Consider the following 13866-nt stretch of genomic DNA (forward strand, 5'->3'; position numbering starts at 1 on the left):
GGAAATCGACGACGCAAGCGGCGACGTGCGCTCAGCGGTGGCGGATTCTTCACAGCGCCGTTCGATTGTCGGGCCGGCCGTCGAGGTGGTTCATCGCCTGGTCGCGGGGTGTAGGGTAGGTGGTGTTGGGAATTCAGCCAGTCCGGAATGACTCAGCCGTCCGCCGCTGACTCGCCGAGCATCCGCTCATGCCGGGCACGTCGGTGATAGACCGCAAGACGGGATCACCTTGAACTTTCAACCCTTCCTTCCAGCAGGCATGCCGATCGGCATTCACCGCCAAGGCTTTTCCGGTGTGCCGCGAGTCGGAATTCTGAGTACGTATCCGCCCACACTGTGCGGACTGGCCACCTTCAGCGCAGCGCTGGCCGAGGGCCTCCGCGCCAACGGTGCAGCCGTCGACGTAATTCGGATTGCCGATGGACCGCCCAGTGGCGACGTCCAGGTCATCGGGGAGTTGGTCAACGGTGTGCCGGCATCGGTGACCGCCGGCGTGGAACTGCTGAACAGATCCGACGTTGCGGTCATCCAACACGAGTACGGGATCTATGGCGGACCTGACGGCGAAGAGGTCGTCGACATCATCCGTGGGGTACAGGTTCCGACGATCGTTGTTGCTCACACCGTGCTCAAAGATCCGACGCCACACCAACGTTGGGTGCTGGAGACGATAGTCGCCCAAGCGGATCAGGTTGTCGTGATGACCACCGCTGCGCGCGAACGTCTTTGTCGGGGTTACGAAGTCGACGACCGCAAGATCACCACGATCCCGCATGGGGCGATCGTGACCGCCAAGGCTCATGTCAAACGCGCCGGTCGCCCGACGCTCCTGACCTGGGGCCTGCTCGGGCCCGGCAAGGGTATCGAGCGAGTGATCGATGCCATGGTCGCGCTTCGTGAACTACCCGGCCGGCCCCGTTATCTGATCGCCGGCCGCACCCATCCGAAGGTTCTCGCTGCTGATGGAAACGCCTACCTGGATTCACTGCGGGAGCGGGCGATCGCCCGTGGAGTCGCGGACTCAGTGAGCTTCGACGTCGGTTACCGGGACACCCAGGCGCTTGGCGCGCTGATCCAGTCGGCCGCTGCGGTGGTCTTGCCCTACGACTCCACCGAACAGGTCACGTCGGGTGTACTGGTTGACGCCATCGCGAACGGACGTCCGGTCGTGGCAACCGCGTTCCCGCACGCGGCCGAACTGCTCGGTGACGGCACCGGAATCGTCGTGCCGCACGGTGACACGGGGGCACTCACCTCGGCCCTGCACTCGGTGCTCACGCAGCCGCGGATGGCCGGACAGATGGCGGCAAGGGCACGCCTCTTGGCGCCCACGATGGCCTGGCCAGTGGTTGCCAAAGACTATCTGGTTCTGTCGCACCGTCTGTGTTCCAGGACGTCGGCTCTCGTATGAGCGACACACCGACTCCAAACTTCGACCAGCTGCTGCGGATGACGGACCATCGTGGGACCTTCGAGCATGCATGTTTGGATCAGCCGCGGCCCGAGCACGGCTATTGCACTGACGACATGGCCCGCGTGCTTGTCGTCGCCACTCGTGAGCCGGGTGCTTCCGGCGAGGTCAATCGGCTGGCCGGCGTTGCCGTGCGGTTCCTGAACGAGGCCCAAGCCCTCGGTGGTGCCTGCCGCAACCGAATGGACGCTGCCGGCAACTGGTTAGACGAGCCGAGCCTCGACGACTGTTGGGGCAGATGCATCTGGGGACTCGGCACAGCGGTAGCGCACAGCGACGTGGTGTGGGTGCGCAAGTCGGCGCTCGTGCAGTTCGAGCGCGCCGCGCAAGGACGTTCGAGCTATCCGCGCGCGATGGCATACGCAGCTTTAGGCGCCGTTGAAGTTCTTTCGGTCCATCCCGACCATGATGCTGCCCTCAAGTTGGCCACCGATTACGCGGTCTCGATACCCAAGCCGAACGGCGATCCCGACTGGCCCTGGCCCGAGCCACGCCTGCGTTATGCCAATGCGGTGCTGGCCGAGGCGATCATCGGCGTGGGCGTCGCGCTGGAGGCACCGAAGCTGTGGCAACAGGGGCTGGACCTGTTGGCGTGGCTCCTGGATATCGAAACCTTCGACGGGCACCTGTCGCCCACTCCCGTCGCCGGACGAGGCCCCGGCGACACCAGACCGGCCTTCGACCAGCAGCCGATCGAGGTCGCGGCTCTGGCCGACGCGTGTGCTCGCGCTGCTGCCGTCGACCCCGGCGCTCGATGGAACGACGGACTGCGAAGTGCCTTGTCCTGGTTCACCGGTGACAACGACGCGGGCCACCCCATGTGGGATCCAGTGACCGGCGGTGGATATGACGGACTGCGGGCCGACGGGGTCAACCTCAATCAAGGCACTGAGTCGACGTTGGCAATGATCTCGACGATGCAGCACAACCGGCGAATATCGTTGCTGCAGAGATGACGTCGATGGAGGTTGATCTCGCCAGACGCGTCCCATTGCGGCTGGCGGCGGATAGCTCGCGGGTCGTCACCCGACTCTTCGTGCCTGGGCAGGAAGGTTTCGAGCAGCAGGACTCGCGGGCGGGAGCGGTGCTCGCGCGCATCCTCGCGCTCAGTGAAGACGAGGTTTTGCGTTCGCTGGATGACGTGATCAGCCGATTCGACAGCCGGCATCGTGATCTGGGCGGGACGTTCCGCCGGCATGCGCGCGAACTCGCCGACCGGTTGCGGCCGGATGCGCATGTGTCCGACGCCCGGATGGTGCTAGTCGGCGCGACCTTCACCAGCGAGTACGCGATCGAAGGCGCCGCGCTGTGCAATCCCAGCGTCGTGGCGCACCCTGACCAATCCGGGACGGCCGCGGGTGAATTACGAATCATCTTGAGCGTGCGAGGCATTGGCGAAGGTCACCGGTCGTCGATCGGGTTCCGGACCGGTGTGGTTGATGCGACGGGATGTCCCCGGATCGACCCTCTGGGTCCGTTCGCCACTGTCGGCGCGACGGCGACCGGACTTTTGGACGCCGCAGTGTTCCGCAGCGAACTTCAGCGGCTCGACGATGACGGGGAAGCGGCCGACTACGTCCTGGAAACCCTCGGTGAGCGATTCACCCGCGCCGACCTCGAGGAGAGGCTGGTCCAACTGCAGTCTCATTCGCGTACGCGTGGACGAGCGCTCGAGACCATCTCTGAGATCCGCGCGATCGCCGACAGGAGCTACGCGGTCGAATTTCCTTACCAGATGCCTATTTCCGAACGCGTGCTGTGGCCGGCGATGGACGCCGAACAGGCCGGTATGGAGGACGCGCGCTTCGTTCGCTTTGTCGACGACGACGGCTCCGTGACCTTCTACGCCACGTACACCGCCTACAGTGGGTCGCACATCAGGCAACAGCTGTTGGAGACGACCGACTTCCAGTCGTTCACCTCGAGGCCGATGGTTGGGCGCGCCGCGGCCAACAAGGGTTTGGCATTGTTTCCACGTCGCATCAACGGCCGGTACGCGGTGTTGTCGAGGGCGGATCGCGAGTCGAACTCGATCGCGTATTCGGATCGCCCATTCGTGTGGACGGACGCGCGCGCGTGCCAGCGCTCGGTCGAGGCATGGGAGCTGCTGCAACTGGGAAATTGCGGTTCGCCGATCGAGACCGATGCCGGATGGTTGGTGCTCACTCACGGAGTCGGCCCGATGCGCACCTACCGGATTGGGGCATTGCTGCTCGACCTCGATGACCCGACGAAGGTGATCGGCCGCCTGCACGAGCCGCTGCTCAGTCCCGCGCCCGACGAGCAGAACGGTTATGTCCCCAACGTCGTCTATTCCTGCGGCGCAATCGTTCACGCCGGCACCTTGGTGGTGCCCTACGGGATCGGCGACGTCTCGATCGGGTTTGCGACTGTTGCGATGTCGGACCTGATGTCGGCGCTCGGGGTGCGATGACCGTCCGCCGGATGGCTCGCGACGCTTGAATGGCAGCGGGAACTACTGCAGCCGGGGCGTTTTGGGATTCCGAAGGCGTCGGGCGGAGCTTGTGCGGGCTACCCGCCTTGACGTCGGCTCCTTCGCGAGTCCGGTCGAGTTGAGCGCCGAGCAGCCCGGCAGGGCATCATGGCCGGTATGAAGCGAGAGGTGGGCGCCCAGCTCGAGGTCGAGATCACCGGTCCGACGACATTGGAGTTCCAAATCGCCGTCGCACCACACCCGGGTGCCGAGGTGTCCGAGGCATTGTCATTCGTTCTGGATGGGTCCCCGGCCTCAGCGGTGGAGATCAGCGGTGAGCATGGCAACCGAATCCACAAACTCGACGTTCGGGAGGGAACCCTGACAGTCGCGTACGAGGCGACGATCACGGGCCAAACAAGCCCTGCGCCGGTGACGGAATACGACTTGTCAATGTACCTGCGCCCCAGCCGCTATGCAGAGGCGGACAAGTTCTACGGCTTCGCCGCAACGGAGTTTGGCACCTACCTCGATTCGGAATCGCTCCTGGAGCACGTGGCGTCCTGGGTGGGAACCAGATTGAACTATGTGCCCGGCTCCAGCGACCCGATCGACGGAGCGGTCGACACGTTGCTGGCGGGTGCGGGGGTATGCCGTGACTACGCCCACCTGGTGGTCGCACTGCTGCGGGCGGTCAATGTCCCCGCCCGCGTCGTCTCGGTGTACGCACCGGGCCTGTACCCCATGGATTTTCACGCCGTCGCCGAGGCGTACGTCCGGGGACAGTGGAGGGTCGTCGACGGAACGCTCTTGGCGCCGCGGCAATCCCTGGTGCGGATTGCCACCGGCCGTGACGCGGCGGACATCGCCTTCCTGGACAACCACAAGGGCGCGATCACGCTGAACAGGCTGGAGGTCATGGCGATCGTCGACGGTGATCTGCCCCGGGACTCGATCGATCAATTGGTATCGATCCAGTAAGCCCAGCGATGAAGGCCGCCGGCGTCATCGAAACGAGTCGATCGTCCGTCCTGTCCCCGCTTTGGGATGACAATTGCGGTATGGATATACAGATTCACCAAGCCGACGGGCGCGTGACTCGCTACCCGGACGCCACCGGCTATGAGCTGATGGCCGATGCGGTGCTCAAGGTTGATGTTGATGGAAGCCCGCTGTTCTTCAATTCCCGGTTCTGGCTCCAATTCGCGGTCGAAGCTACCGATTCGGACCCGTTCAACGTCAACCTGAACCCATTGAGATAACGGCAGACCCGAGCCGGGACTGGTGGTTACCGCTCTGCGCGGTGCGGGTAGTCGGCCGCGCGATGCTGGAACGACAAGATCGTCGGGTTGCGGACAACGCCGTCGCGAATCTCGACAGCCCGGGAGATTGTCGGGCTGCTGTCCCAGGCGTTCGGTCCGGCCAGGACTGTTGAGATATGCGGCAGCAGCGCCTCACTGATTTCCCACGTTGCCGAATTCCACAAGTAGGACGGACTGTGGTCGACCGCGTAGTAATACACGTCGGAACCCACCGTGATGACCGGGTCGGTGAACGATGTCGGCCGGGCCCAGCTGAAGCCCATCCCGGTGTCGCAGGAGACGTCGATGATCAGGCTGCCGGGAGCGAACGCATCGAGTTCGTCTGCGGTCACGAAGACCAGGGGCGCCTCGGGATCCTGTAGGACGCAGTTGACGACGATGTCGTTCTCGGCGAGCAAGGTCGCTGCGGGCACGGGACCGTCGGGAGTGTCCACCCAGGTACGCCCGCCGGCGTCGGAGTCCTGCCACATCTTGAAGATCTGGGTGGAGTGGATCGGCGAGGCGACCGCGGCCACATCGCGGTTGGTGAGCACCCGCACATCGTCGACGCCGTGCGCGTTGAGCGCGGTGACCGCACCGCGAGCAGTCGCGCCGAATCCGATCACCGCCGCCCGCAACCGTCGGCCGTAACTGCCGGTGGTGCCCGCCAACTGCATCGCATGCAGTACGGAGCAATAGCCGGCGAGTTCATTGTTCTTGTGGAACACGTGGAGCGCGAAGGAACCATCGGCATTCCAGTGATTCATCGCCTCGAAGGCGATGATCGTCAACCGCCGGTCAATGGCGGCCTGCGTCAAGGCGGTGTCCTGAACGCAGTGCGGCCATCCCCAGACCACCTGTCCGACGTTCATGTCCGCGAGGTCTTCGGCTTGGACTTTGGGCAGCAGTATGACGTCACACTCGGCGATCAGCTGCTCGCGCGGCTTGATTCCGGCGACCTGCCCGGCGAGCGTCTCGTCAGTGACGCCGAAGTGCTCGCCGAAGCCGCGCTCGAGAAACATCCGCTGCCGCAGTGCGGGGTCGATTCTCTCGATATGCGAAGGATGGATGGGCAGCCGAAGCTCGTTCTCCTTGCGTGACCGAGCGAGCACGCCCAGTGAAAGCTTGGAGTCCTCAGAGCTTTTAGACATGCAATAGGCCTCTGTTCCCGAGCTCGGTGCTTCGACGGCTTGGCTGCGCGGTGCGCGGTTGCCTGCCACCGCACACAAACCATAGCTCAGCGGTCGACCAGTGGACCTGGGGCCGGACTCGGGAACCGAGTGTCACATCAGAGGCGGTACATCTCCCGTGACATCGACGCCTGCTCCACGAAGCCGGGCCGCCGGGGCGGGAAATGCGCTGTCTTGTCCCGGGATTCACGTTCGCCGAACGCCGGTGCCCGAAACCACGCCGCGACTCGGCTGAGGAAGCGTGCCGGCGACAGACCGCCGGCTCCGATGGCGACCATTACCGGGCCTCTGGGCAGGCGGTGAGGTACCGAGGCGTCATGCCGGGCCGCTCGCAAGTCGTTCTCATTGACGGTTCTCCGTTCGGTCAACCCCCTCTGCGCTAGACTAGATCGTCTAGTCGTCTTGGTCTAGACGATGTGGTCTAGGCCACATCGTCTAATCGCGGTCCGAAGCGATCTATAGTTGGGAAAGCCCAGTTCACCGATGGTTCGAAGGCGGTTCGATGACGACGCAGCAGGAAGCGGCGCTCTCGCACAAGGAGCGACTGTTCCGCGCTGGCGCGAAGTTGTTCTACGAAAACGGCTTCCACGGGACCACGATCGACGCGGTCCTCGCTGAGGCCGGCGTGCCGAAGGGGTCGTTTTACCACCACTTCGGATCCAAAGATGCGTTCGGCCAAGCCGTCTTGAGCCGGTACATGGGGTCCCAGGGCGAACTGGTCGCCAAATGGGTCGCCAGAACTGACCTGTCCACCGCCGACCAGGTGACCGGGTACTACCGCGACATGTCCCAGGTCTTCATCAAGTCGGGCTATCAGACGGCCTGCCTGACCGGAAAATTCTCCACCGAGGTGGCCGCCACCTCCGACGTCTTCCGTCCGCAGCTCGCCGGGCAGATCGAGGGGTGGAAAGCGCGGCTTTCAGCGCTGTTCGCGGCGGGCCAAGAGCGCGGTGACGTCCGCCGGGATCGCCCGGCCGCGGATCTCGCCGACGTGGTGCTCGCGCTGATCCAGGGTTCGTTCGTGTTGACCTTGTCGACCCGGGACGAGCACACGCTGGTGACGGTGTGCGACACGATCCGGCAACTGATCGAACCCCCGAACTGAGGTACTGTTCACAGGAAACCTTTCGCGCTCAGCAGTCGTCGCAGTCCGCGGATCACCCGGCAATCGTGAGGACTTCTGATGAACGGGATGAGCGGCCCGCGCCGAACTGCCCGCCCGGTTCGCCTCAGCCTGAATCCAGTGCTGGGCGGTGACATTGACGGAGCATGGTGGCCGCACTCCGGCTCAATGGCCAGTGAGTTGCCGGACCTGATCGATGTGCTGCACACCCCGCTGGGTGAAATCCTCGACATCAACCTCAACTGGTCACCGACAGATGCGGCGCCCATCCTGGATGGGCACTTCTCAACCGCGGTACGCAATATGCGCTGGAACGACATTCGTCAGCGCATCATGGTCGTCGTCGGCCGGGGCGGATGCGCCCGGCTGATAGTCATCCCGCATATGACCACGCAGACGTTCGCCCGGATGGTTTTGCGTCAGGCCGCTGCCGTGCCGGACGTCGACGACGACCCGGATGTCCCGGCCAGCGCGATAGCCCGTCTGGTGGTGGAGGCCGCCCGAACGCAAAGCGCGGCGTCGGCCAATCGCACCATCGCGAGCCCGGTGGCCAAGACTCAGTAAAGCTCTTCAAAAGCCAAGGGCTGGTACGGCATTGCCGTACCAGCCCTTGCTTGTGGTATGGGGTCCGAGTCAGACCGCGGAAACCCGCGTTGCCTGGGGGCCCTTGGGTCCCTGTCCAACCTCGAACTGGACTCGCTGGTTCTCCTCGAGCGACTTGTAGCCATTGCCCTGGATTTCCGAGTAGTGCACGAACAGATCCTGCTCGCCACTGTCAGGAGCGATGAAGCCGAAGCCCTTTTCGCCGTTGAACCATTTCACAGTTCCCTGTGCCATCTATTCTTCTTCTCTCATTCAGATGGATGCCGAAGGCATCCCTTGCTCGTTCTGGCGGGCCCGCCGGAACGAAATCTATTTGGCGCCAACCGCGGAACGCGGCCGACGGGACCGGCGGCGGCCGGGCTGGCCACCACCATTATGGGGTTGGTTGCCGGTGGACTGTCCACCACGCGACTGCCCACCGCGAGGCTGGCCACCGCGAGGCTGCCCACCAGTACGGCCACGCCCCGGTGCCGACGAACGGCGCGGCTGCGCCACGGCCGGAGCGGGTGCCGGTGCCTGGTAGGGGGCGACCTCGCCGACCAATGCCTGCACCGGTTCGGAATCCGCCGAAACGTGTTGCGGCGTGGCCTTGATGCCGGCCTTGCGTAGCAGCGCTTGGGTGTCGCGGCGCTGCTCGGGCAGCACCACGGTCACCACGTCACCGGTCCGCCCCGCACGTGCGGTGCGGCCCGAGCGATGCAGGTACGCCTTGTGCTCGGCCGGCGGGTCGATGTGGACGACCAGCTCGACGTCGTCGACGTGAACGCCGCGCGCAGCGATGTCGGTGGCTACCAGTACGCGGGCTTTACCGGCGGTGAACGCCGCCAGGTTGCGATCGCGGGCCGGTTGAGACAGGTTGCCGTGCAAGTCAACTGACGGAATGCCGGCCTCGGTCAGCTGCTTGGCCAACTTCTTGGCGTGATGCTTGGTGCGCAGGAACAGGATTCGGCGTCCGGTACCCGAAGCCAGGGCATGCACCAAGTCCTTCTTGGCCTCGACGCCGGCCACATGGAACACGTGATGGGTCATCGCGTCCACCGGGGACGTGTCGGAGTCGACCGCGTGCGACACCTCGTCGCGCAGGAACCGGTTGACCAGCTTGTCCACGCCGTTGTCCAGCGTCGCCGAGAACAGCAGACGCTGCCCGCCGGCCGGAGTGGCAGCGAGAATCCGGGTGACACCGGGCAGGAAGCCCAGATCGGCCATGTGGTCGGCCTCATCGATTACGGTGATCTCGACCGCGTCGAGCGTGATCAGTCGCTGCCGCATCAGGTCTTCCAGGCGGCCCGGGCACGCGACCACGATGTCGACACCCGCCTGCAACGCCTTGACCTGCTTGTTCTGCGGCACGCCACCAAAGATCGTGGTGACTTTCAGACCGCAGGCGTCAGCCAGCGGTTGCAGTGCCGCGGTGATCTGGGTGGCCAGCTCGCGTGTCGGCGCCAGCACCAGACCAGAGGGGCGGGAGGCCCGACGGGTGCTGTCGGCCAAGCGGCTGACCAGCGGGATGGAAAACGCCAGCGTCTTGCCGCTGCCGGTCTTTCCCCGGCCCAGTACGTCGCGGCCGGCCAAAGTGTCCGGCAGCGTCGAGACCTGGATGGGGAAGGGATGGATAATGCCGTTGTCGGTCAGTGCGCGCACCAAAGCGGGGCGCACGCCGAGGTCGGCGAACGTTGATTCGGGTTTCATGAAGCCTTTCAGGCATCGAGATGTGGCGAGATTGCCGGTGGGCAAAATCGATCGCCGCGAGACTGTGTGCTTGGGTGCACTGATCAGCTGAACTCGGCCTCCGCAGGGCGGATGCGCCGGTGAAGTGAAGGTGTTCCACGACGTGTTGGCGGTTCTGTCGAGCAGCCAACGTTGTCATCAGCATAACAGCATCGAGCGAGGATAATCTCAAGCGGTAACGGGTATCACTCGCCGCACTAGACGCGACCGAGGGGGTCAGCGGGTATGACAGCGCTGCGGACCGGCGACGGACTTCCCGATGTGGTGGTCACCGCCGTGTCGTCGACGACCGCCATCGCTGCGGACGCCGAGGAGACCTGGCAGCAGCTTCTCGATGGCGGCAGCGGCATTCGCCTGCTCGACAAATGGTTCGTCGACCAGTACGAATCGCCGGTACGGATCGGCGGATCGCTGCGCGAGGACTTCGATGAACAGCTCAACCGCGTCGAACGCCGCCGGCTGTCCTATCTGGGCAAAATGGCCACCGTATTGGGCCGGCGAGTCTGGGAGGCGGCCGGCACACCCGAGGTCGACACGAACCGATTGCTGGTCTCGATCGGTACTGCCCTGGCCAACACCGAGGAGATCGCCGAGGGTGCCGTCGACTGGCACGCTCGCGGTCTGAAGGCGATGTCGCCACTAGCCGTACAGATGCATATGCCCAATGCGCCGGCCGCGGCCGTCGGACTGGAACGCAAGGCCAAGGCGGGTGTCATCGCCCCGATCATGGCCGACGCCTCGGGGGCGGGCGCGATCGCGCAGGCGTGGCGGCACATCGTCCTGGGCGAAGCCGACGTCGCGATCTGCGGTGCCGTCGAGACGCGGGTCGAGGCGGTGCCCGTCGGGGCGTTCAACGAGCTCGGCATCCTGTCCACCAACAACGACGACCCGGCCGGGGCATGCCGCCCCTTCGACCGGCACCGCGACGGGATGGTGCTCGGCGAGGGTGGAGCGATGTTGCTCATCGAGACCGAGGGGCACGCCAAGGCCCGTGGCGCGCCGATCCTGGCTCGCCTGATGGGTGCGTCGACGAACTCGGACGCCTACGACGACGTCCAACCCGATCCCAGCGGTGAGATCGCGGGTGCCGCCATCACCCACGCGATCGACCTGGCCGGGCTGCAGCCGTCCGACATCGATCTTGTCAACGCGCACGCCACCGGGACGACCTTCGGCGATCTCGCCGAGGCTCGCTCTATTCGGCGCGCCTTCGGCGAGCACAGTCCCGCGGTGTACGCACCCAAAGCGGCACTCGGGCACTCGCTGGGTGCCGCGGGCGCGGTCGAGGCGGTGCTCACCGTGCAGGCGCTGCGCGACGGTGTCGTGCCGGCCACCCGCAACGTGAAGGACCTCGATCCCGAGATCAACCTCGACGTGGTGGTCGACCGGCCGCGGCGGGCGGACTACCGCTACGCGGTCAGTAACACGATGGGGATGGGCGGCTACAACGTGGTGCTGGCGTTCGGCGCGGCGTGATCAGCGCTTGACCAAGGTGAACTGCCCGACCTCGGACACTCCTCGGTTGAAGAAGTCCGAGCAGCCGACGAGGTAGCGCATGTAGCGGTCGTACACCTCGACCGACGTCACCTCGATTGCGCGGTCGCGTGCGGCCTCCAACCGCTCCGACCAGATGTCCAGCGTGCGCACGTAATGCGGCGTGAGGTACTCCAGCTCAGCCACCGAGAACCCGGCTTTCTCGGAGAACTCGACGACGTCCTCGTCGCATGGCACCGCCCCGCCCGGGAAGATCTCCTTGGCGATGAAGCGCATGAATTTCAGATCGGACATCACGATCGGGATGCCGAGCTCCGGCCAGCGCTTCAGCGGATGACCCATGATCGTCTGCAACACCATTCGTCCGTCGTCAGGCATCACCCGGTAGCAGGTGTCGAAGAACGCGGCATAGCGATCCTTGGGAAACGCTTCGAACGCCTCGATGCTGACGATCCGATCGACCGGCTCGTCGAACTCTTCCCAGCCGCGTAGCTGGATTTGCCGAGATCGCTTGGTGTCGACCGCGTCCAGCACCTCTTGCCCCAATGCGCGCTGGTTACGACTCAAGGTCAAGCCGAGAGTGTTTACGTCAAATCTTTGCGCAGCGCGCTTCATCACCGAACCCCAGCCGCAGCCGACGTCGAGCAACGTCATCCCGGGCATCAGGTCCAACTTGTTCAGCGCCAGATCGATTTTCGCGAGCTGCGCCTCTTCGAGCGAGGAGTCCTCGCGCTCGAAGTAGGCGCAGCTGTAGGTGCGCGACGGATCCTGGAACAGCGCAAAGAACTCGTTCGACAGATCGTAGTGCGCTTGGACATCTTCGTAGGCCGGGCGCAGCTGCGTTGAGCCCGAACCACTTTCCGCCATCGTCGGCCGACCCCCTCTTCTTGAGATGTGCACGCCGTAACGACGCCGACTATGAAAAGAGGCTAGCTGATTGCCTTTTCACACGTGAACTGACATACGTCGGTATAGCCGTTGCGGAAGAGATCAGCACATCCAGTCAAGTACTTGTCAAAGCGCTCGTAGATCTCCTCGGACGTGATCGCGATCGCCTCGTCCTTCTTGGCCTGCAGGTTGGCCGCCCAGGTGTCGAGCGTGCGGGCGTAGTGCGGCTGCAGGTGCTGCTCGCGGGTGACGTTGTAGCCGACGTCCACCGCGTGCTTGCGGACCATCGACGCCAGCGGCAGCCGGCCGCCGGGATAGATCTCGTCCATGATGAATTTGATGAAGCGCACCCGCGACATCGTCAGCGGAAGACCCTTGGCTTTGATCTCCTCGTCCTCCGGAATGATGATCGTGTGTAGCAGCATCACGCCGTCGTCGGGCAGCCAGCTGAAGGTCTTCTTGAAGTAGTCGTCGTACTTGTTGAAGCCGAAGTGCTCGAACGCGCCGATCGACACGATCCGGTCGACCTTGCCGTCGAATTCCTCCCACGGCTGCAGCCGGACCTCCATGCTGCGGTCGGTGTCGATGTTCGGGAACCGGTTCTGCTCGATGTGCTGCTTCTGGTTCTCCGACAGCGTGAGTCCGATGACGTTCACGTCGTACTTCTCCACGGCGCGCTGGATCGTGGAGCCCCAGCCGCAGCCGATGTCCAGCAGCGTCATGCCGGGCTGCAGGCCGAGCTTGCCCAGCGAGAGATCGACCTTGGCCATCTGCGCTTCTTCGAGCGTCATGTCGTCGCGCTCGAAGTAGGCGCAGCTATAGGTCTGGGTGGGGTCTTGCCAGAGCTTGAAGAAGTCGTTGGAGATGTCGTAGTGGAACTGGACTTCCTTCTTGTCCGAACCGCGGGTTTGCGACGCCGACTTCGACAGCCACTGGGACGAGGGAGGCGATGTACGGGATGCGTCAGTCACAGATTTCCGTCCTCAAGGCAGGGGGGTATCGATTCGACCCGATGGTGTACCCACTCAGCTTGATCCCAATCCCCGACGGTCGGGGAGATTTCGGCGGCTACGGTGAGAACCGTGTCCGACGCCGACCGGGTCCGCTGGGACGGCAAGTATGCGGGCCGGATCGCGGGTTCGCCGCAACTGCCCGCGGTGTTCGCGCCGTACGCGGATTTGATCCCGACGACGGGTCTGGCGCTGGAACTGGCCTGCGGGTTCGGGGCGGCATCGGTATGGCTGGCCGAGCGCGGCCTGACCGTGTGGGGTGTTGACGTGTCGGCCGTCGCGATCGGGCAGGCGCAGGACCTGGCCGCGCGTCGCGGAGTCGCCGAGCGGTGCCGGTTCTGGGTAGCTGACCTGGATGACGGGCTGCCGCCGGGTCCGCCGGCCGCGGTGATTCTCTGTCATCGATTCCGCGATCCCGCCGTGTATCCGTCGATCATCGACAGACTGGCGCCCGACGGCGTGCTGGCGATCAGTGTGCTCAGCGAGGTCGGCGCCGAGCCGGGACCGTTTCGCGCCCGCGCCGGCGAGCTCGAGAACGCCTTCGCCGATCTGCAAACGTTGGGTGCGGGTGAACGCGACGGCGCGGCCTGGCTGATTGCGCGGAAGGCAGGGGAGCGGCCATGA

The 13866-nt window shown here is 64.7% G+C and carries 15 protein-coding genes; 9 read left to right on the forward strand and 6 right to left on the reverse strand.

Annotated features, from left to right (window positions below; all coding sequences use genetic code 11):
• The first annotated feature begins 259 nt into the window (after window positions 1-259).
• The 5 genes from AB431_RS04920 to AB431_RS04940 all read left to right on the forward strand — a co-directional run bounded on the left by AB431_RS04920 (window position 260) and on the right by AB431_RS04940 (window position 5167).
• Window positions 260-1411: a glycosyltransferase gene (locus AB431_RS04920; protein WP_047328992.1), complete on the forward strand. Its 1152-nt coding sequence runs from the start codon at window positions 260-262 to the stop codon at window positions 1409-1411.
• Window positions 1408-2427 carry a hypothetical protein gene (locus AB431_RS04925; protein WP_047328993.1) on the forward strand — a complete coding sequence of 340 codons (1020 nt, stop codon included), beginning with the start codon at window positions 1408-1410 and terminating at the stop codon, window positions 2425-2427. The genes AB431_RS04920 and AB431_RS04925 overlap by 4 nt, the downstream gene beginning before the upstream one ends.
• Window positions 2424-3905 carry a glycoside hydrolase family 130 protein gene (locus AB431_RS04930; protein WP_047328994.1) on the forward strand — a complete coding sequence of 494 codons (1482 nt, stop codon included), beginning with the start codon at window positions 2424-2426 and terminating at the stop codon, window positions 3903-3905. The genes AB431_RS04925 and AB431_RS04930 overlap by 4 nt, the downstream gene beginning before the upstream one ends.
• A 177-nt stretch (window positions 3906-4082) precedes the next feature.
• Complete coding sequence (locus tag AB431_RS04935) at window positions 4083-4886, forward strand: transglutaminase family protein (protein WP_200902697.1); 804 nt, start codon at window positions 4083-4085, stop codon at window positions 4884-4886.
• A gap of 8 nt (window positions 4887-4894) precedes the next feature.
• Window positions 4895-5167 carry a hypothetical protein gene (locus AB431_RS04940; protein ID WP_047328995.1) on the forward strand — a complete coding sequence of 91 codons (273 nt, stop codon included), beginning with the start codon at window positions 4895-4897 and terminating at the stop codon, window positions 5165-5167.
• 26 nt (window positions 5168-5193) lie between these two features.
• Here AB431_RS04940 and AB431_RS04945 read toward each other — a convergent pair whose 3' ends face one another.
• Entirely contained in the window at window positions 5194-6357 is a 1164-nt protein-coding gene (locus AB431_RS04945; RefSeq protein ID WP_047328996.1) for a N(5)-(carboxyethyl)ornithine synthase, read from the reverse strand.
• A gap of 137 nt (window positions 6358-6494) precedes the next feature.
• A complete protein-coding gene (locus AB431_RS04950; protein WP_047328997.1) occupies window positions 6495-6674 on the reverse strand; it encodes a hypothetical protein in 180 nt (59 codons plus the stop codon).
• 224 nt (window positions 6675-6898) lie between these two features.
• Here AB431_RS04950 and AB431_RS04955 point away from each other — a divergent pair, with 224 nt between their 5' ends.
• Window positions 6899-7501 carry a TetR/AcrR family transcriptional regulator gene (locus AB431_RS04955; RefSeq protein WP_047328998.1) on the forward strand — a complete coding sequence of 201 codons (603 nt, stop codon included), beginning with the start codon at window positions 6899-6901 and terminating at the stop codon, window positions 7499-7501.
• Between the two features lie 78 nt (window positions 7502-7579).
• A complete protein-coding gene (locus AB431_RS04960; protein WP_047328999.1) occupies window positions 7580-8083 on the forward strand; it encodes a DUF5994 family protein in 504 nt (167 codons plus the stop codon).
• Window positions 8084-8152: 69 nt separating this feature from the next.
• Here AB431_RS04960 and AB431_RS04965 read toward each other — a convergent pair whose 3' ends face one another.
• Entirely contained in the window at window positions 8153-8356 is a 204-nt protein-coding gene (locus AB431_RS04965; RefSeq protein WP_036343377.1) for a cold-shock protein, read from the reverse strand.
• A gap of 75 nt (window positions 8357-8431) precedes the next feature.
• Window positions 8432-9811: a DEAD/DEAH box helicase gene (locus AB431_RS04970; protein ID WP_047329000.1), complete on the reverse strand. Its 1380-nt coding sequence runs from the start codon at window positions 9809-9811 to the stop codon at window positions 8432-8434.
• A gap of 264 nt (window positions 9812-10075) precedes the next feature.
• On the opposite strand from AB431_RS04970, the gene AB431_RS04975 reads away from it, so the two are divergent.
• Window positions 10076-11326: a KasA/KasB family beta-ketoacyl-ACP synthase gene (locus AB431_RS04975; RefSeq protein ID WP_047329001.1), complete on the forward strand. Its 1251-nt coding sequence runs from the start codon at window positions 10076-10078 to the stop codon at window positions 11324-11326.
• On the opposite strand, the gene AB431_RS04980 is transcribed toward AB431_RS04975, so the two are convergent.
• Complete coding sequence (locus tag AB431_RS04980; RefSeq protein ID WP_047329002.1) at window positions 11327-12211, reverse strand: cyclopropane mycolic acid synthase family methyltransferase; 885 nt, start codon at window positions 12209-12211, stop codon at window positions 11327-11329.
• Between the two features lie 62 nt (window positions 12212-12273).
• A complete protein-coding gene (locus tag AB431_RS04985) occupies window positions 12274-13203 on the reverse strand; it encodes a cyclopropane mycolic acid synthase family methyltransferase (protein ID WP_047329003.1) in 930 nt (309 codons plus the stop codon).
• 111 nt (window positions 13204-13314) lie between these two features.
• On the opposite strand from AB431_RS04985, the gene AB431_RS04990 reads away from it, so the two are divergent.
• On the forward strand, window positions 13315-13866 hold the full coding sequence (locus AB431_RS04990; protein ID WP_047329004.1) for a bifunctional 2-polyprenyl-6-hydroxyphenol methylase/3-demethylubiquinol 3-O-methyltransferase UbiG: 552 nt from the start codon (window positions 13315-13317) through the stop codon (window positions 13864-13866).

Origin of the sequence: Mycobacterium sp. EPa45, from assembly GCF_001021385.1 — a bacterium.
Taxonomy (GTDB): domain Bacteria; phylum Actinomycetota; class Actinomycetes; order Mycobacteriales; family Mycobacteriaceae; genus Mycobacterium.